The organism is Imperialibacter sp., assembly GCF_040222815.1.
In the GTDB taxonomy this organism is placed as follows: Bacteria; Bacteroidota; Bacteroidia; order Cytophagales; family Cyclobacteriaceae; genus Imperialibacter.
Window position 1 is genome coordinate 297,000 of record NZ_JAVKCH010000040.1, and the last position, 16,489, is coordinate 313,488.

The window sequence follows — 16,489 nt, forward strand, 5'->3', positions numbered from 1 at the left end:
ACTTTGAATGATTGGGGTCAGTATATGTTTAGTAGACTTGCAATTAGCTCACATTCATGTTCGGGTCGAACTCAGCCTTCCAGGCCAAAATTCCACCGGCCAGGTTATAGGCATTATCAAGCCCCTTTCTTTCGAGAAACTCCACAACCGTACCGCTTCTTCTTCCGCTTCTACAGTACACCACCACCTGCTTGCCTTTCTCCACTTTATCGATGTTGTCGGCCATGTTGCCCATAGGTATGTGCAGCCCACCAATATTGGCCTGAGCCACTTCATTGGGCTCTCTTACGTCAATTAGCTGAAAGTCAGCTCCTGAATCCATCAGTTTTTTCAGTTCGTTTACACTTATTTCCTTCATGGCTATTCCCGTTCTTTAATCTTCGAAGATCAAATTAAGTCCTTCAAAAAACAACAATTAAATGCTTAATCAGTATTTAAAGCCACTAATTTTTTTGAAAAGTTCCAAATAAGCCTTCACTTTGTCGCCTTCAATTTTGTAGTTACAGCATATGAGCAGCAAAAAACATTTCGAAACCAACGCCATCCGTATACAGGCAGAACGTTCTTCACAACGAGAACACAGTGTGCCCATCTACGCCACGTCTAGTTTCGTATTCGATAATGCTGAGCAAGCCCGTGCGTTATTTGCCAATGAGGAGCAAGGCAACATATACAGCCGGTTTTCTAACCCCAATAATGATGAATTTATCGAGAAGCTGTGTCTGTTAGAAGGAACAGAGGACGGTATGGCCATGGCCTCGGGTATGGCAGCCATGTTCACCAGCATGGCGGCTTTTCTGAACAGCGGCGACCATATCATCGCTTCCCGTTCTGTCTTCGGCTCCACCCACCAGATCCTGACACAGCTTTTCCCTCGCTGGGGTATCACACATACTTACGTAGACCTGAGCGACCCCGCTGAAGTATGGGAAAAAGCTGTAACACCCAATACAAAAATGGTATTTGCAGAAACTCCCTCTAACCCAGCGCTCGACTTGATAGACCTGGAGTGGTTAGGGAAGTTCGGTAAAAAGCACAACCTGATTGTCAATATCGACAACTGCTTTGCTACCCCTTACCTGCAAAACCCAGCCAAATACGGTGTGCACATCGTTACCCACTCAGCCACTAAGTTTATCGACGGCCAGGGAAGAGCGATTGGCGGTGCTGTGCTCGGCAGCAAAGAGCATATCGAAAAAGTAAGGTTCTTCGCCCGACACACTGGCCCTGCCATGTCTCCATTTAATGGTTGGATTCTCTCCAAGAGCCTGGAAACACTGGCGGTGAGAATGGAAAAACACTGTGACAATGCACTAAAACTAGCCACTCACCTGGAAAGCCACCCCGAGGTGGTTTGGGTGAAATATCCTTTCCTTCCTTCTCACCCGCAACAGGCGTTGGCAAAAAAACAAATGACCCTTGGCGGCGGCCTGGTCACCTTCGAGCTGGGTGGTGGAGTAGAAAGAGGCAAGAGATTCCTCAATGCACTGAAAATGATCTCTTTCTCAGCCAATTTGGGCGACACACGTACCATTGCCACTCACCCTGCCTCCACTACTCACTCGAAGCTCAACGCAGAAGAGAAAAAAGTGGTGGGCATCACCGATGGACTCATCAGGGTGTCAGTAGGCCTGGAGCACCTTGATGACGTAATTGCCGACTTAGAGCAGGCAATTGAGGCATCGAAATAGCAATCAAATACTGGTGGCAATAAAGCATCAACCCCAGCTATCAGTTGATGCAAGATAACTGAGCTGAGGCTGATGACAACTTTGCCGTAAGTGACTTTATATTTTAAAGAACCACGAGCAATTGGGCAGCGGAAAGGAGTACACATCTCCATCTTGAAATACCGTTACGCCAGCCAATGCAATTTGGAAAGCCCTCCCTTCCCTATGCTGAAATCTTACTCCGGGCATCAAAACCAACGCTGAGAATCTTTCATAACCAGACTCATCCGAGATTCTTACCGAAGTAAGCATTCCATTGCTGTCGTAGTTCTCGTGCCATCCGCTGTTTTTGCGGTATTGGCTGGCGACAAAAAACATTGAGTCAAATATGAAGCTTGACTTACTACCTACCGGTGTTACACCGGCAATCGAGAACGACGGCGCCTTTGCCATCCCGTTTTTTTCTGATCGGTAGGGAATGTTGGGGTAGTAGTATCCTCCAGATTCGTCGGCAGTAACAGGGTAAACGCCGGGCTCAGAATAATAGCTTTCCCCACCTAGCTTTATGTACAAATACCCGGCCGAAAAGGTAATATTGCTCCTTCGGTCTCCGAAAGTCACCATCCCCCAGTGGAGGCCTCCTGCACCTTTAAAGCTGTTGAGATAACCGGACGAGCCAAGAAGTGTCCCGACACCAAAACTAACTTTCTCATTCCGTGTCGGAATGGATAACTTGAACACTCCGACGAATGGGCTGGCTATCCAGGTAGACATGATGCCCGCAGAAAAGTTGTCGGCCAGGGAGAAATGAACTTCAGGCCCGTAAAGGTTGAGCATGCCATAGTCCTCCCCTTTCCTGATCGGCAATGCATTGGTAGTGAAATAGTACCTTGTACTAAACGGATCATTGCTCTGGTACTCTCCCGTTAGGGCAATGCGATCCGACTCGGCGAAGGGCCTGATAGTTTTGACATCGCTCTTGGGTATATAAATTTTCCCAAGGTTCTCCGTTTCAAGAAGTATTTCTCTCCCATCATCGCTCACAATAACGCCTACTCTTACAATACCATCGTGAGTAGTGACAACCACCCTTTCTGCCAAGCCATTGGCAGCTGGTTCCTGTGCACATGCTGCAAATGAAATAACAAGAGCAGCCACAAATGAAAAAATCAGTTTTGCTTTCATGGTACGAATCGTTTAAAAAATGATACTGGCCTTATAAAAAATCTTAAGTTCAACACGTGAATTCCAGGTCGGGCAAGCACTATCAGCTATAGCCTCCGCCTTTAAAAAAAAACTCGCATAAGGATGCTGAGCAATAACACGGGATCAAAAAGTAGCGATAGCATGCTACCCGCTATGGTAGGTTCTGCAAAAAGTCGGCCAATTCCTATTTATTGAAAGTCGCTAAACGATCAAAAAGTACTATTCCCATCCCAGTGAACATCAAGGCAATAACCTTCGCCAGGCTATTCCGTCACCCTAATATTATATTCTGGAGCGGATCATATACTGTCCCTTGCCAAATATTACTACTTTTGCAGCTTCCGAATAAACAGCAAAAAAGAATGGATTCTGCAGAATTGAAAAAAGTTGCCCTCAACGATGTTCACGTGGCCCTGGGTGGCAAAATGGTGCCTTTCGCAGGCTACAATATGCCTGTTCGCTACTCCTCTGACCTGGACGAACACCATACAGTTAGAAATGCCGTAGGTGTCTTCGATGTGTCGCACATGGGAGAGTTTATGGTAGAGGGCCCGGGTGCCCTGCCCCTCATCCAAAGCGTGACATCCAACGATGCTTCGAAACTAGTAGACGGACAGGCGCAGTACTCCTGCCTGCCCAACGACAAGGGCGGCATTGTTGACGACCTGCTGGTATATAAAATGGCTGACGAGAAATACCTGCTAGTGGTCAACGCCTCCAATATCGACAAAGACTGGAACTGGATCAGCAGCCACAATTCCTTCGGAGCGAAAATGACCAATATCTCCGACGCCACGTCACTTTTTGCGGTGCAAGGCCCCAAGGCGGTAGGAGTCCTTCAAAAGCTCACCAGCGTCGATCTTTCAGCTATTGGCTACTACCACTTCACTGTAGGCGAAATGGGCGGCATCAAAGACGTCATCATTTCCGCTACTGGCTACACCGGCGCTGGCGGTTTTGAGCTGTACGTGAAAAATGAGGACGCTAAAAAGCTCTGGGACAAAGTATTTGAAGCAGGCGCATCGGCAGGCATCAAACCCATAGGCCTTGGCGCCAGAGACACCCTACGCCTGGAAATGGGTTTCTGTCTCTATGGCAACGACATTGACGACACCACCTCTCCCATCGAAGCTGGCCTCGGCTGGATCACCAAGTTTACCAAAGAATTCACTAACTCCGCAGCCATCAAGACCCAAAAAGAAGCTGGTATCAGCAAAAAGCTGGTTGGCTTCGAGCTGGTTGACAGGGGCATTCCACGAGCCCACTATGAGTTATTCAATGCCTCTGAAGAAAAAATCGGCGAAGTAACCTCCGGCTCACAATCTCCCACTCTCGGCATAGGCATAGGCATGGGTTATGTCAACAAAGAATACAGCCAGCCAGACACGGAAATATTTGTGGGAGTAAGGGGCAAGTTCCTAAAGGCCAAAGTGGTAAAAGTGCCTTTTCTAAAAAAGTAAACTGATGAGGAATATTGACGTCTGCCTTTCTCCGGAACTAATCCATCAATACGAGTTAAAAGGCAAAATTGTGGTGGTGGTGGACATACTCAGGGCCACCTCCTGCATGGTGTCGGGCCTGGCTACCGGAGTAGCCGCCATCAAACCATTGGCCGATGTGGACATCTGCAAAGGGCTTAAGCAGGAAGGCTACTATACGGCAGGTGAACGCAACGGCAGCAAGGTGGAAGGCTTCGACATGGGCAACTCCCCTTTCGAATACATGGAGCCTCACCTGAAAGGACAGAAAGTGGCCGTTACCACCACCAATGGTACCCTTGCCATCGAAAAGTCAAAGTCGGCGGAACAAATCATCATCGGGGCCTTCCTCAACCTGACCGCCGTTGCAAAATACATCCAGCAGCAAGACAAAGATGTGGTAGTAGTTTGTGCGGCCTGGAAAGGAAAAGTGAATCTTGAGGACAGCCTGTTTGCCGGCGCCCTGGTTGAAAGGCTGGCCACTTCGCACCAACCTGAGTGCGATGTCCCCCGAATGATGGTAAAGCTATACCAGGTCGAAAAAAATGACCTCTTCACATTTGTGAAGGCATCGTCGCATGCCCGTCGGCTGAACAAGCTGGAGGTATTTAAGGACATCGAATTTTGCGTGCAGGAAGATCGGTTTGATGTTGTTCCTGTGCTGAGAGAGGGACATCTCGTTTTGCCAGGTTAAAATAGTGCCGACGGGCAACCCCACCGGCACTACATCCTTAGGCTACTCACTCCGCAACGTCTGCACAGGGTTGACGCTGGTAGCTTTAGTCACCTGACTTGCCACCGTCACAGCTGTTGTCACCAGCACAATGCCCATCGCCAGAATAAATGGGAGCGCCGTGGTTTCCTTGGGGTCTGGATAAATAGCGTTGATCATTTGAGTGATAAGAAAAGCACCTGCCGGCGCACCCAAAAGGAAGGCAATAAGAATCGTCCAAAAGTATTGTTTACTGGCAATTCTGATAATCTGTAGCGCATCAGCTCCCAATACCTTTCGTATGCCAAACTCCTTTTTTCTGCTTTGGATGCTAAAGCCAAGCAAGCCGAACAGGCCCAGACAAGCCAGCACAATAGCTAAGCCAGAGATGAAGCTTATGATTACAATATTTCCCTGATTCTCCTTGAAGAAGTAGTCAAAAACATCTACCTGATACTTGCTGTTGTAAGGGTCGTTAGGGGCAATTCCTGTCCATGCTGATGCAAAATATTCGTCCAGCTCTTTTTCATTCCCCGCAGCGGTTTTCACTACGAAATAATTAAAATCCTCCTCGGGAGCAGCAGTGAAAACAGATGGTAGCATTTCATCATAAAAAGCATTGCACATAAAGTTTTCCACTACCCCCACTACCGTGTACCGTGTGCTATCGTAAGTCACCTGTTGACCTATGGCATCGCCCCAACCGGCCTTTTCCACAAACATTTCTGTTACAATGATACTTCCTGATTGGTCAGCTGCTTTGCTGTCTCCAAAGAACCGCCCTTCCTTCAGGCGGAAGCCCATCGTTTCCATATAGTTTTCGCCCACATGAAAGGCATAGGTTTTGACCTCCTTATCAAGCACCTCGGCTTTGGTGAGCTTATTGGCCCTGGCTACATGGTAGTTACTCCCGGCATAGCTCAAAACAGAGGTATTCTTGTTAGCCGCATCCCTCAAGGCCTGAAAGTCCGACGCCTCCCCCAGTGGCATTGAAATGATTCCTTTGGGGTTGTATCCCCAGTCTTTTTCTGCCTGATAAATGGCATTGTCAGTAAAAACAAAGCAAGCGATGATGGTGCTTATGGCAAAGAAAAACTGGAAGCCCAGCAATATTTTGCTAAAGACGTTCTTCGAACCGAGCTTCTCATTTCCTCTGAAAATACTGGTTGGTTGAAACTTCGACACATAGAAGGCCGGGTAGGCACCGGACACCAGACCAATAAATAGCAGCAGTCCAGCAAAAAAGGCAATCAGCATTGGAAAACTTGAAAATTCAAAAGGAATAGTAATTGGGATCATTGTGTTTAGTCCAGGCAAAAAGAAATAATAGCTCATTACGGTACCCAAAGCCAAAGCGAAAGTGCACAGAATGATGTTTTCCAAAATGAATTGGTAAATAATCTGTCGCCGGTTGCCTCCAATCACCTTCCTCATGGCTATTTCCTTCAAACGTCTTGTGGCAGCTGTGACGGAAATGTTCATATAATTAAAACAAGCCAGCAAAACCAACATAGATGCTACCACAGAAAGCCCGATACGCCCGGCTGGGTGCCCAGCTCCACTTATCGAACCATCTATTTCAAATGACCTCAGCGCTAGTTGACTCAATGGCACCATTTCAAATTGTTCGATAGGCCATTTGCTACTTGTCTGATTCTGCAGAGCCACAAATCCATTAAAAGTCTCCTCTAACTCCTGCGACTGATGACCATCTTTCATTTCAATAAAAATAGCGTCAGTGGCATATGACCAGTCGTAGTGATCTTCGAGCTTTAAATCAAAGAAGTTGTCAATAGGCACCATGATTTCAAATGAAAAGCTCGCTTTATCCGGCGTCTTTTCCATTACCGCCCCCACCGTATAGTTCTGAATCAAACCGTTGGAATACTTGATGGAAACGTCCTTGCCCATTGGGTTTTCCTGTCCGAAATATTTCTCTGCGGTATTTTTATCAATCACCACATAGCTCTTATTCTCCAGCGCATTTACATCTCCATACTTGATGGGAAAATCAAACACTTTCAGCAGAGCCGGGTCAACAAACGATACCAACTCACTAAAAACATTGTCACCAAACCGCATATTGCCGTACTGGAATTCGACACGCACCACATTGTCAACTCCAGCGTGCTTGTCCACCAAATCCGGCCCTATCAGCAAGGGAGCATCCGCCCACATCGCAGTGCTGTTCTCGGTTTTCACATGATTGATCAATTGGTAAATATTCTTCTTGTTGGAATGGAAGTCGTCCATATGCGTCTGCATATCCACAAAAATGAAAATGGCGATGCCCATGCCTATCGCTACTGACAAGCCGAGGATATTGATGAGCGATATGCCCCAGTTTTTGGATAGGTTTCTGAAACCTACCGTAAAGTAATTTTTGATGAGTCCCATTTGATTAGTCTTATAATTTGAGTTTGTCCTTTTAATGTTCGCCCACCTAAAAAATCGAAGTACATTCCAAATAAACCTCCGCCTGGCCTTTCGGGTGTCAGCAGCAGCCTCCCTCTCAAAAATCTCATAGATATCCCCTTCGATCTCCTCCAGGAGATCGGGATTGCAATACCACCTCAGGAATTTATCAGCCCATTCAGGCGGCGATAGCTGCTTCATAGTGAAAAGTTGAAGGCCATTTTTGGTATCCTTTTGTACAGCTCGTTCCTGAAGGCAAAAGACTCATCCAGCGCCTTTTTGCCAACAGCCGTCAAAGTGAAGTACCGCTTGCGTCGCCCGCCTCTTTCGTTGGTGGCTCCTCCCATCCGTGACGTTACATAGCCCTTCTCTTCCAGCCTCCGCAACACAGCATGGGCCGCACTTACATTCATGCTTCTTCCAGTCTGCTTTTCTATTTCATCCATTACAGCCACGCCATAGGCCTCATCAAACAATGCCCCAACTGTCAGCAGTATAAGTTCTTCCAATTCACCCAAATACGAGCCTTTCATAGTCACTATTAGTTATACAAACATAAAAGTAATGCATTATGTTGTCTTTTTGTAGAAGAAATAAAATAAAAAGAGCCGGGAGGTTATCCCGGCTCCTGGCCCTATTCATCAATCACTTATGGTTTTTTATATCTCGCCCACGTTTCATCTATGTATACGGAGTCAATTTCTTGTCCTTGTTTCACTGTCTTTTCCGCAAAAAGTGTCCATCTGTTGGCGTTAACAACACCACCAAATGTAATGGTAGCCCCCGTTAGAGTGTGACCAGACGGGTGAATCATTGCCACATTCTCGGTGTACGTCTTCCCGTCATAGATAATTGATCCTGTGCCTGTTCCTGAAATATAGTCCCCGTCATCATTGTATTGAATCCAAACAAAATGTGAAGGAGTCACAAGCTTCATATACTTCACAAAGCCAGGGTAGCTCATTTCAGGGCCTCCTTCCTTTTCGTGATAGGAAACCAGCTCCCAGGTTCCGACGAGAGAAGTGTCGTTTTTTGCCACCGCAGGCACCTTCCTCCACATTTCCTCAATGCGAGACGAATCCACGACAACTGTTTCAGCACTTTCGACATCAAACTCAAAATCTTTCACGAAACCTCTATGATGCCATTCACCGTCAACAAAGTCAGCCGTGAAATTGATTTTTTGCCCGAGGATGCTACTGGTGGCTGGTAGAAAAAATTCAATGTTTTCAACATAATTCTCACCATCGTAGGTATAAGTTCCGCCTCCCATCCCCACCAGTTGATCATTATCTTTCTGATAGCTTATCCAGGTAAAATGGGTCGGGGTCAAGTGCTTTTGGTATAGAATATTGGAGGGGTGATTTATCCATGCCTTTCCACCACTGGAGTCGCTCATGTAAGACACCAACTCCCATGTTCCCACAAGGCTTTTGGGGGCTTCCGTTGATTCCTTACCAGAATCGTTTGAGCAGCCGCTGATAAGCACATATATACTGACAATAAAAAAGATCGAAATATTTTTCATGGCTTGACTATTTTGGGTTGGTTTCTTCATCCTTATATGATCCTCATAAAATATAAGCAATATTTCTGAGGATGTCCGAATTTTCTGCCGCTTAATATCTGCAGCATTGACAAAATCACCATCCATCGCAGGTTGACCTCACATATCGGTCACTTATAATCACTAACTTTCCAACCGATTTCATAAGTTTGCGGCTTAATAAAGAACCATGTCCTCCCATCCCTCTATTATTCTTAAAGCAGGAAAAGAACGCTCCATCCAGCGTTTCCACCCATGGGTATTTTCAGGGGCTATCCAACATACTCCAAAGGAGTTAAATGAAGGCGACCTGGTGCAGGTGCTGGACAGCAGAAAGAAGTTTCTGGGAATTGGCCACTACCAAATTGGCTCCATCACCGTGCGCATGGTGGCTTTCTCCGATGTCACAATCGATCAAGCCTTCTGGAAAGCCAAAATTGAAAAAGCAGTTGAAGCTCGCAGGGCAGTTGGTTTAACAAAAAAAGATAACCTCAATGTTTTCCGCCTGATACACGGGGAAGGCGACGGCTTACCCGGCCTGATCATGGACTACTACAACGGAACGGTGGTTTTTCAAGCGCACTCTGTTGGCATGTATCTGCTGAAAGACACTTTTGCTACTATCCTCGAAGAACTTGAGCTTCCCGTCGCCGCCTGCTACAACAAAAGCGCCGGCACCATTCCCTTTAAAGCGCCTATTCAAGCTGAAGACGGATTTATCTTTGGGGAAGGCGACACCGTGGAGGTGAACGAATACGGAAGCAAGTTCACCATCAATGTGGTAGAAGGCCAGAAAACAGGCTTTTTTATCGACCAGCGGGAAAGCAGACGACTGCTGGAGGAGTTTAGCAAGGGGAAGAAAGTGCTTAACACGTTCTGCTACACAGGCGGCTTTTCAGTTTCTGCGCTCAAGGCCGGTGCCACAGAAGTGGTAAGTGTCGATAGTTCGCAAAAAGCCATTGACCTGACGGAGCAAATCATTGATTTGAATTTCGGGAAAACGGAAAAACATACGTCCATTTGTACGGATGCTTTTGACTATCTCGCAAAGATGCCCGACGATTTTGATGTGATTGTGCTCGATCCACCCGCCTTTGCCAAGCATGTAAGGGTGCTTGAAAACGGGCTCAAGGGCTATCGCACGATTAACGAAAAGGCCATTAAAAAAATAAAGCCGGGAGGAATTCTGTTTACGTTTTCATGCTCTCAGGTGGTGTCACCGCAAGATTTTCGTACGGCTGTATTTTCAGCTGCCGCTGCCACAGGGCGGGAGGTTCGCATCCTGTACCAAGTCCACCAGCCAGCCGATCACCCTGTAAGCATTTACCACCCAGAGGGGGAGTATTTGAAGGGATTGGTTTTGCATATAAGTTAACTTTGGCCCTACTTCAGCTTTTCATTACCCTTGTGGCGGTTCTTGTCTCTGCTGGTCTTTTTCTCCAGGTTCTTTTGAAATGCCTCTGTTAAGTTAACTCCCGTTTGGTTGGCAAGACAAATCAACACCCATAGTACGTCGGCCATTTCATCACCTAAGTCTCTGCCCTTGTCTGATTCCTTGAACGACTGCTCACCATAAGTCCTGGCCATAATACGGGCCAATTCTCCTACCTCTTCTGTGAGTATCGTCATGTTGGTCAGCTCATTAAAATAGCGGACACCAACAGTTTTGATCCACTGATCTACCTGCTCCTGTGCTTGTTCTATCGTCATATGGAAGGATTTAAGCTTTGTTCTTAGTATCAATAATGATCGTAACAGGCCCATCGTTTACAAGCGCCACTTTCATATCGGCGCCAAACTCACCCGTCTCAATTTCACGTTGCAAGTCTGTCTGTAGCTGGGCAACCATTTTTTCATAAAGAGGTATGGCCACATCCGGCCTGGCAGCTTTGATGTAGGAAGGCCTGTTACCCTTTTTTGTGCTCGCATGTAGTGTAAACTGGCTGATAAGCAGTATGTCGCCTGCCACCTCCACAAGGCTTCGGTTCATCACGCCGTCATCGTCATTAAAAATCCGCAGGTTGACAATCTTCCTGCTCAGCCACTCGACATCTTCCTGCGTATCCGCCTCCTCAATACCCAGAAGCAACATAATACCAGTTCCAATTTTTCCTTCGACGGCGCCGTTAATTGTTACCGATGCTTCCGACACTCTTTGAACCACTCCTATCATTACTCTTATTTATCCTGCAAAAAAAACTATCAGCTTCAAAGTACGATTAATGATCAATCCGGGCTAATCCTTTGTGGCGGTAATTTTTTCAATTTGTCGGGAGGGGAAAACATGGAGGCCTGGTAGCCCCTTTTTGGCTGTGACCACCATTCCTTTTGCCACCCTGCTGGCCTCAATAGCAAAAAGCTTTCTACTCGATCCTATCATAAAAAAGGAGAATAGGTTGGAAAAAAACTTGGCAATTTCTTCGAAAGGGCGACGCTCATTCCTTTCACCCAAAAGAAGCGAAGGTTGGTAAATATACAGCGAAGGGAGGCTCAGTTTTTTCAATGCATCCTCCAGCATTCCTTTCACCTTGTTGTAATAAATGACCGACTCAGCATTGGCTCCCAGCGCAGTAACCACATGAAATTGCTCACATGTGGCAGTTTTAGCGGCCACTTGAGCCAGATTGAAACAGTAGGTATAATCCACTTTGAAAAACGCTTCCTTCGATCCGGCCTTTTTTAAAGTAGTGCCCAGGCAGCAAAAAAAATGCTGGGCCTGAATGTCAGCGGAAAGGCTCTCCAAATTCTCAAAATCTGTTATAACAACACGGACTTTGCTGCTTTCAGATAGAAGTTCTCTTCGTGTGAGGACTACAATTTTATCGTAATAATCATCGCCAACCAGCTGATCCAGCAACGATGTACCAACCAGACCAGTGGCGCCAGCTATAAGTGCAGTCTTACCCATATCATTGAAGTTTAATTGTCGGCAACTCTATCTAAAGGCTAGTTAAAACCATTGACGGATACCGCCACTGCGGCCACTCTTTCCACAGACCTTTTTTCTGGCTGGTGCTGGCTGAGAAAAAACACTTACCCGCTTATCTAAATATTAATTGCTGGCATTAAACGGTAAGTCGTTTAAGATAAAGTTATTTCCATCTTGCTTAAGTACAAAATATCCTTTGGAAATTTAATCAAGGTATATGCTGCCCACTATCGGCCAACCCTTTTTAAATCGAAAAATTATCCCTTTCCCATAAAAGATACTCGTCAATATCCTGCTTTAAGCTGCGGTAAATAAAAGCAATCATTGAGATATCATCGATAAGACCCAGCGCTGGGATAAAATCAGGAATAAGGTCAATGGGGGTAATGAAATAAATAAGACCTGCAACCAGGAGGACGATACTTTTCCAGGGCATCACACGGTAATTACCAGAAATATAGTTCTTCACCATTCTGGAAATGACCTTGATCCGGCCAACAAAACCACTGAGTCTCTCACTGCTTTGGGTAATCTCGCCTAGCTTTGTGGACACACTCCCAATTATTTTATCCACACGATCACCATCCCGAAGTACCCGCTCGGCTTTCCTTTCATACGACGACAGTGCTTTCTTTTCCTTGTTCTCCTCCATATGACCTAAAACACCTTTCTGATTTCATCTTTCATAAAACTCAAGGCCTGCTCTACCGGATCACGCTCCTCTTGCATGGCCCTTTGAATAACGGCCTTTGCCAACTCAATGCTCTTCGATTCAGGATTCACTTCCGTAATCGCCTGATTAACTATCATAATCACACTTTCCATGGCACTTTTTATAGACCTCCAGGCGTCGTCTGACATGTACAACTGCTGCGACAAATTATGGTTAAACTCATCCCGAATCTCCTTGAGAAGCACATGCTGCAGTTCTTTAGAAGTGAGGTTGCCGGTGCTCAGCCTGGCAAGCAGGTTACTTGGCGATATCCGTTCCAGAAAAAGGCACATTCTCTCATAGGCCTGGAGCCTGATCGGAAGAATGCTCTCCGTATTCTTCATTTTTAGCTCAAGCATTCGTTTTTCCAACTCTTTGTTCAGAAACGACCGCACCATCAGGTACATAGCATAAAGTACCAGACCAGCCGGAATAATAATTTTCGCAAGATCAACTAAGGGCTCCATTTACCAGGGTTTTGATTTGAAGTTAGAATTATTTTAACGGACTTACCGTTTTCAAAATAAATAAATTTAAATCCCCGAATTGCACCAACTTTGCCGGGGTTCAGGAAAAATTAGCGAATACAGATGAATATACACCCTGTAAGCATTAGCGAGAAAGCGCTGGGGGAGATCAAAGAGATCATTGCCAAGAAGAAGATACCGGAAGGCTATGGGCTGCGCATTGGCATCAGAGGAGCCGGCTGTGCAGGTGTTTCCTACATGCTTGGTTTCGATAAGAAAAAGGAGGGTGACATTGAGTACTCAATAGCGGGAATTTCCGTGTTTATTGAGAAAAAGCACACCATGTACCTGATCGGTTTGGAAGTAGATTTTTACGATGGCGCCGATGCCCGTGGTTTTTCCTTTGTCAACCCCGACCTACCTGTGCCTGACCAGGCTCACTGACGACTCCTCGCACCTGCCCTCCAGCGGTGGCAATATCTTAGCCACGGTTATCTCAAGTATCTTCACCTCGGTGTATGCTTCAAAAAGCTTCTCTGATATTTTATAGGCCAGGTGCTCAAGTAAGTTAACCGGAACCTCCATGATTTCAGCCACTATCTGATACACCTCTTCATAGTCGAGTGTGTCAGCCAGTTTATCTGACAAAGCGGCTTTTGAAATGTCTGTTTGGAAAACCAGGTCAATGCGAAAATCATTGCCCCTTTCACGTTCAAAGCTATGAACGCCATGAAAAGAGTGAAATATCAGCCCCTTCAGTGCAATTTTTCCCTGCATCAATTCAGCTCATCAAAAAATGAGCCTGTCGAGCTGATTTCCTCCAGGCTGTACTCCTCACCTGCTACCTTGATCACCTTTCTGGATTCAGTCACGGTCTTCGCCTTGCTTTCTTCTTTTGCCGGAGCTTTTTGAGCTGGTTTTACTTCAGCTTCCACGGAGAGTTTTCTGACCTCAGTAGGCGACTCAAGCTTCACATCCTCATCCGAAAAAATCTCTTTTTTCACACGGGAGAGTGCCTTTACCTTTTTCAATTGCTCATCAAAGGTTTTTCCGCTTCTGTTCTTTTCGATGCGATCCACCTTCTCCATGATATCGCTGGACGACATCCTCAGGCTATTGATCAAATTGTCACGGTGGTTCTCAATAGACTTATAGGTTTGCTCCAGGGTTTTCACTTCCTCATGCAAATCTTCAATAATTTCTCTTGAATGATCTTCAGCCCTCTCAATCATCGCACGGGCCTTATTTTTTGCCTCACTCATAAGGGCCTCCGCCTTCATTTGCGTCTCCTTCATATGAAGTTCAGCGGCTTTGCTTGCCTGCTCAATGAGGTTAGCAGCAGTATCGTCAGCAGTTTTGAGGGTTTTGAACAGCGAACTTTCAACTTCACGAAGCTTGGCAACTTCTTTTTCGGCGGCCTCCAGTTTGTAGCGCAGCTCCTTGTGCTCATCTTGCATCCTCTCCCACTCTTGTGAAAGCGTCAGCAAAAATGCATTCACTTCATCTTTGTCGAGGCCTCTAAAAGCCTTTTCAAAAGCCTTTTGCCTTATTTCTAATGGAGTAATTTTCATCTGATAGTATATCTTCCTTTCGACGGCGGTATCGCCAAGGGGTTAACTAATAAACCGAAAATGAAGTTGCAGGTGAGCTAAAATAGGGAGGAAAGGTAGGTAAAATCTATTGTCATTCAAAGTGAGAGGGGTTGAAATTCAAATCCCACACTGATATGGACCTATCGTCGCTGGCAGAAACAAGCTGGTCTTTGTAAGACGTCCACAGCATTTTATTCACCGAAGTACCGTGTCCGGCATGGCGTGCTTTATCGATGACCTTTATCAGCTGTAGTGTAAGGGCATCCCACACCTTGATGCTTTTGTCCATGCTACACGTTACAAAATGGCTGCCTGAAGGACTATAGGCAATATGATTGATGGCATACATATGAGCGACTATGGACTCATAAGTCACATAATCCTTCTCCACGTCCCATACCTTCAAATGCGCATCCCTACCACCACTTAGCAACCACTTGAAGTCAGGTGAGTAGCAAACGGAAAACACGGAATTGGTGTGAGAATCGATGGTATGAACCACATCGTAAGTTTGAAGATCGATCACTCTTATGGTAGCGTCGCTATAGCCCACCGCCAGGTGCCTGTCTACCGGGTTAACTGCAATCGTTCTGGCGCTTTTGTCGCTGAATTTAAGCCTTCGAACAATTTTTACGTTTGGCCAGTCAATGATGATTACCTCGCCACTACCGGTGGCTACAAATAATAAATCCCTGTAATACTGAATATCAAATATGGCGGCGTCGGTCAACTTCAGGGAAGCTTTTTCTTTGCCTTTGGCGGTATCAATGAAATGAATGCCGTCGTAGTTATGTCCGGCAACCAAAAAACCAGCCTCACGAATATAACAAAGCGCATAAATTGAATTATCCAGCTTAGCCACCAGCCTCCCATTTTCCGGTGCCTCCAAATCCCAGCTAGCCACCATACCATCGCCGGCGGCGGAATAAAACAGTTGGTTGGTATCTCCAGGAGCTAACGTGTAAATACAGTCCTTGTGCCCGGTAATGGCAGCTAATTTTTTCACCTCCACTTTTGACATTGCACTATCTCTCTTTAGTTTCGATCAACGGATTACAAACATACAAAAGATGCCAGTGGTTCTGACGAAACGTATTAGTGAGGACGAAATTCTGGCGATTTGGGAAATCACCGAGTCGTATGAGGAATTTGAAGAGCGCCTTCACAGAACCCCCTGGATCGACAATGGACAGGAAGGAACCATACACCCCATCAAGAGACTGGAGTACCTTGCCTGCCGTTTTGCTACCGAACACCTGACCGAAGCCATCAACATACCGTTTCACGGAGTTTATAAAGACTTCCACGGCAAGCCTCATCCGAAAGGAGATGAGTTTTTCCTTTCATGGTCGCATGCCTATCCGTATGCGGTAAGCTGTATCCATCTCAAAAAGCCTGTTGGCATAGATATTGAAAGACCAAGGGAACAACTCGTGAGAGCCAGCAGGAAATATGTGAATGACGAGGAATTATCTTTGATTGAAGGAAACAACCTCGATCAGCTATGCCTCATTTGGGCCGCCAAGGAAGCTATTTTCAAAATGAACGGCAGAAGCGGTTTGTCGCTGAAGGACGACATAACAATAGAGAGCATAGAAAATACCAAAAAAAAGGTATTGTCTAAGGCGAGTATTAATGGTAGCATTAAAAAAATATCTCTCGATTTCTTTCGAATGAAAGAAAACTGGGTGGTATATACCCGATAAATAGCTATATTTATATAAAATATTTTATATTTTATCTTCTTAAAAGAATATTAGAA

19 protein-coding genes are annotated in these 16,489 nt (G+C 45.8%); 6 read left to right on the top strand and 13 right to left on the bottom strand.

Annotated features, from left to right (window positions below):
- Window positions 1-43: 43 nt before the first annotated feature.
- The gene (locus RIF36_RS20955; RefSeq protein WP_350097970.1) at window positions 44-358 is read right to left on the bottom strand and encodes a rhodanese-like domain-containing protein; all 315 of its coding nucleotides are present in this window, start codon (window positions 356-358) and stop codon (window positions 44-46) included.
- Window positions 359-509: 151 nt separating this feature from the next.
- Here RIF36_RS20955 and RIF36_RS20960 point away from each other — a divergent pair, with 151 nt between their 5' ends.
- Entirely contained in the window at window positions 510-1,691 is a 1,182-nt protein-coding gene (locus RIF36_RS20960) for a trans-sulfuration enzyme family protein (protein ID WP_350097968.1), read from the top strand.
- 96 nt (window positions 1,692-1,787) lie between these two features.
- On the opposite strand, the gene RIF36_RS20965 is transcribed toward RIF36_RS20960, so the two are convergent.
- The gene (locus RIF36_RS20965; RefSeq protein WP_350097966.1) at window positions 1,788-2,855 is read right to left on the bottom strand and encodes a hypothetical protein; all 1,068 of its coding nucleotides are present in this window, start codon (window positions 2,853-2,855) and stop codon (window positions 1,788-1,790) included.
- Between the two features lie 383 nt (window positions 2,856-3,238).
- Between RIF36_RS20965 and gcvT the strand changes: the two genes are divergently transcribed.
- The gene (gene gcvT, locus RIF36_RS20970; protein WP_350122556.1) at window positions 3,239-4,336 is read left to right on the top strand and encodes a glycine cleavage system aminomethyltransferase GcvT; all 1,098 of its coding nucleotides are present in this window, start codon (window positions 3,239-3,241) and stop codon (window positions 4,334-4,336) included.
- Window positions 4,337-4,340: 4 nt separating this feature from the next.
- Window positions 4,341-5,048 (top strand): 2-phosphosulfolactate phosphatase, encoded by a 708-nt coding sequence (locus RIF36_RS20975; protein WP_350122558.1) that lies wholly within the window; start codon window positions 4,341-4,343, stop codon window positions 5,046-5,048.
- Between the two features lie 42 nt (window positions 5,049-5,090).
- Here the strand turns inward: RIF36_RS20975 and RIF36_RS20980 are convergent, their stop codons facing one another.
- The 3 genes from RIF36_RS20980 to RIF36_RS20990 all read right to left on the bottom strand — a co-directional run bounded on the left by RIF36_RS20980 (window position 5,091) and on the right by RIF36_RS20990 (window position 9,009).
- On the bottom strand, window positions 5,091-7,682 hold the full coding sequence (locus RIF36_RS20980; protein ID WP_350122560.1) for an ABC transporter permease: 2,592 nt from the start codon (window positions 7,680-7,682) through the stop codon (window positions 5,091-5,093).
- On the bottom strand, window positions 7,679-8,014 hold the full coding sequence (locus RIF36_RS20985; protein ID WP_317487903.1) for a PadR family transcriptional regulator: 336 nt from the start codon (window positions 8,012-8,014) through the stop codon (window positions 7,679-7,681). The genes RIF36_RS20980 and RIF36_RS20985 overlap by 4 nt, the downstream gene beginning before the upstream one ends.
- Window positions 8,015-8,130: 116 nt before the next feature.
- Window positions 8,131-9,009, bottom strand: a complete 879-nt coding sequence (locus RIF36_RS20990; RefSeq protein ID WP_350122562.1) for a hypothetical protein — start codon at window positions 9,007-9,009, stop codon at window positions 8,131-8,133.
- 208 nt (window positions 9,010-9,217) lie between these two features.
- Between RIF36_RS20990 and RIF36_RS20995 the strand changes: the two genes are divergently transcribed.
- Window positions 9,218-10,402 (top strand): class I SAM-dependent rRNA methyltransferase, encoded by a 1,185-nt coding sequence (locus RIF36_RS20995; RefSeq protein WP_350122564.1) that lies wholly within the window; start codon window positions 9,218-9,220, stop codon window positions 10,400-10,402.
- An 8-nt stretch (window positions 10,403-10,410) separates the two neighbouring features.
- On the opposite strand, the gene RIF36_RS21000 is transcribed toward RIF36_RS20995, so the two are convergent.
- The 5 genes from RIF36_RS21000 to RIF36_RS21020 form a co-directional block, all read right to left on the bottom strand.
- Window positions 10,411-10,737 carry a nucleotide pyrophosphohydrolase gene (locus tag RIF36_RS21000; protein ID WP_350122566.1) on the bottom strand — a complete coding sequence of 109 codons (327 nt, stop codon included), beginning with the start codon at window positions 10,735-10,737 and terminating at the stop codon, window positions 10,411-10,413.
- Window positions 10,738-10,747: 10 nt separating this feature from the next.
- Window positions 10,748-11,200, bottom strand: coding sequence for a D-aminoacyl-tRNA deacylase (gene dtd, locus RIF36_RS21005; protein WP_350122568.1), 453 nt, complete (start codon window positions 11,198-11,200; stop codon window positions 10,748-10,750).
- A 63-nt stretch (window positions 11,201-11,263) separates the two neighbouring features.
- Window positions 11,264-11,935 carry an NAD-dependent epimerase/dehydratase family protein gene (locus RIF36_RS21010; RefSeq protein WP_350122570.1) on the bottom strand — a complete coding sequence of 224 codons (672 nt, stop codon included), beginning with the start codon at window positions 11,933-11,935 and terminating at the stop codon, window positions 11,264-11,266.
- 265 nt (window positions 11,936-12,200) lie between these two features.
- Window positions 12,201-12,608 carry a YkvA family protein gene (locus tag RIF36_RS21015; protein WP_350097946.1) on the bottom strand — a complete coding sequence of 136 codons (408 nt, stop codon included), beginning with the start codon at window positions 12,606-12,608 and terminating at the stop codon, window positions 12,201-12,203.
- A 5-nt stretch (window positions 12,609-12,613) separates the two neighbouring features.
- Window positions 12,614-13,135 (bottom strand): DUF7935 family protein, encoded by a 522-nt coding sequence (locus RIF36_RS21020; protein WP_151998023.1) that lies wholly within the window; start codon window positions 13,133-13,135, stop codon window positions 12,614-12,616.
- A 123-nt stretch (window positions 13,136-13,258) separates the two neighbouring features.
- On the opposite strand from RIF36_RS21020, the gene RIF36_RS21025 reads away from it, so the two are divergent.
- Window positions 13,259-13,579, top strand: coding sequence for a HesB/IscA family protein (locus tag RIF36_RS21025; RefSeq protein ID WP_339792958.1), 321 nt, complete (start codon window positions 13,259-13,261; stop codon window positions 13,577-13,579).
- On the opposite strand, the gene folB is transcribed toward RIF36_RS21025, so the two are convergent.
- From folB to RIF36_RS21040, 3 genes are all read right to left on the bottom strand, one after another.
- On the bottom strand, window positions 13,553-13,912 hold the full coding sequence (gene folB / locus RIF36_RS21030) for a dihydroneopterin aldolase (RefSeq protein ID WP_350122572.1): 360 nt from the start codon (window positions 13,910-13,912) through the stop codon (window positions 13,553-13,555). The two genes, RIF36_RS21025 and folB, sit on opposite strands and share 27 nt — an antisense overlap.
- Window positions 13,912-14,706: a DivIVA domain-containing protein gene (locus tag RIF36_RS21035; RefSeq protein WP_350097942.1), complete on the bottom strand. Its 795-nt coding sequence runs from the start codon at window positions 14,704-14,706 to the stop codon at window positions 13,912-13,914. The genes folB and RIF36_RS21035 overlap by 1 nt, the downstream gene beginning before the upstream one ends.
- 112 nt (window positions 14,707-14,818) lie before the next feature.
- Window positions 14,819-15,748 (bottom strand): WD40 repeat domain-containing protein, encoded by a 930-nt coding sequence (locus tag RIF36_RS21040; RefSeq protein ID WP_350122574.1) that lies wholly within the window; start codon window positions 15,746-15,748, stop codon window positions 14,819-14,821.
- Between the two features lie 49 nt (window positions 15,749-15,797).
- Here RIF36_RS21040 and RIF36_RS21045 point away from each other — a divergent pair, with 49 nt between their 5' ends.
- Window positions 15,798-16,433, top strand: a complete 636-nt coding sequence (locus RIF36_RS21045; RefSeq protein ID WP_350122576.1) for a 4'-phosphopantetheinyl transferase family protein — start codon at window positions 15,798-15,800, stop codon at window positions 16,431-16,433.
- Window positions 16,434-16,489: the final 56 nt, after the last annotated feature.

Bases quoted from the DNA above. Each gene is read 5' to 3' on its own strand.
- RIF36_RS21020 (WP_151998023.1), bottom strand. From the start codon at position 13,135: ATGGAGCCCTTAGTTGATCTTGCGAAAATTATTATTCCGGCTGGTCTG.
- RIF36_RS20990 (WP_350122562.1), bottom strand. From the start codon at position 9,009: ATGAAAAATATTTCGATCTTTTTTATTGTCAGTATATATGTGCTTATC.
- RIF36_RS20985 (WP_317487903.1), bottom strand. From the start codon at position 8,014: ATGAAAGGCTCGTATTTGGGTGAATTGGAAGAACTTATACTGCTGACA.
- RIF36_RS21010 (WP_350122570.1), bottom strand. From the start codon at position 11,935: ATGGGTAAGACTGCACTTATAGCTGGCGCCACTGGTCTGGTTGGTACA.
- RIF36_RS21040 (WP_350122574.1), bottom strand. From the start codon at position 15,748: ATGTCAAAAGTGGAGGTGAAAAAATTAGCTGCCATTACCGGGCACAAG.
- RIF36_RS20960 (WP_350097968.1), top strand. From the start codon at position 510: ATGAGCAGCAAAAAACATTTCGAAACCAACGCCATCCGTATACAGGCA.
- RIF36_RS20995 (WP_350122564.1), top strand. From the start codon at position 9,218: ATGTCCTCCCATCCCTCTATTATTCTTAAAGCAGGAAAAGAACGCTCC.
- folB (WP_350122572.1), bottom strand. From the start codon at position 13,912: ATGCAGGGAAAAATTGCACTGAAGGGGCTGATATTTCACTCTTTTCAT.
- RIF36_RS21015 (WP_350097946.1), bottom strand. From the start codon at position 12,608: ATGGAGGAGAACAAGGAAAAGAAAGCACTGTCGTCGTATGAAAGGAAA.
- RIF36_RS20955 (WP_350097970.1), bottom strand. From the start codon at position 358: ATGAAGGAAATAAGTGTAAACGAACTGAAAAAACTGATGGATTCAGGA.
- RIF36_RS21035 (WP_350097942.1), bottom strand. From the start codon at position 14,706: ATGAAAATTACTCCATTAGAAATAAGGCAAAAGGCTTTTGAAAAGGCT.
- RIF36_RS21000 (WP_350122566.1), bottom strand. From the start codon at position 10,737: ATGACGATAGAACAAGCACAGGAGCAGGTAGATCAGTGGATCAAAACT.
- RIF36_RS20965 (WP_350097966.1), bottom strand. From the start codon at position 2,855: ATGAAAGCAAAACTGATTTTTTCATTTGTGGCTGCTCTTGTTATTTCA.
- RIF36_RS20975 (WP_350122558.1), top strand. From the start codon at position 4,341: ATGAGGAATATTGACGTCTGCCTTTCTCCGGAACTAATCCATCAATAC.
- gcvT (WP_350122556.1), top strand. From the start codon at position 3,239: ATGGATTCTGCAGAATTGAAAAAAGTTGCCCTCAACGATGTTCACGTG.
- RIF36_RS21045 (WP_350122576.1), top strand. From the start codon at position 15,798: ATGCCAGTGGTTCTGACGAAACGTATTAGTGAGGACGAAATTCTGGCG.
- RIF36_RS20980 (WP_350122560.1), bottom strand. From the start codon at position 7,682: ATGAAGCAGCTATCGCCGCCTGAATGGGCTGATAAATTCCTGAGGTGG.
- dtd (WP_350122568.1), bottom strand. From the start codon at position 11,200: ATGATAGGAGTGGTTCAAAGAGTGTCGGAAGCATCGGTAACAATTAAC.
- RIF36_RS21025 (WP_339792958.1), top strand. From the start codon at position 13,259: ATGAATATACACCCTGTAAGCATTAGCGAGAAAGCGCTGGGGGAGATC.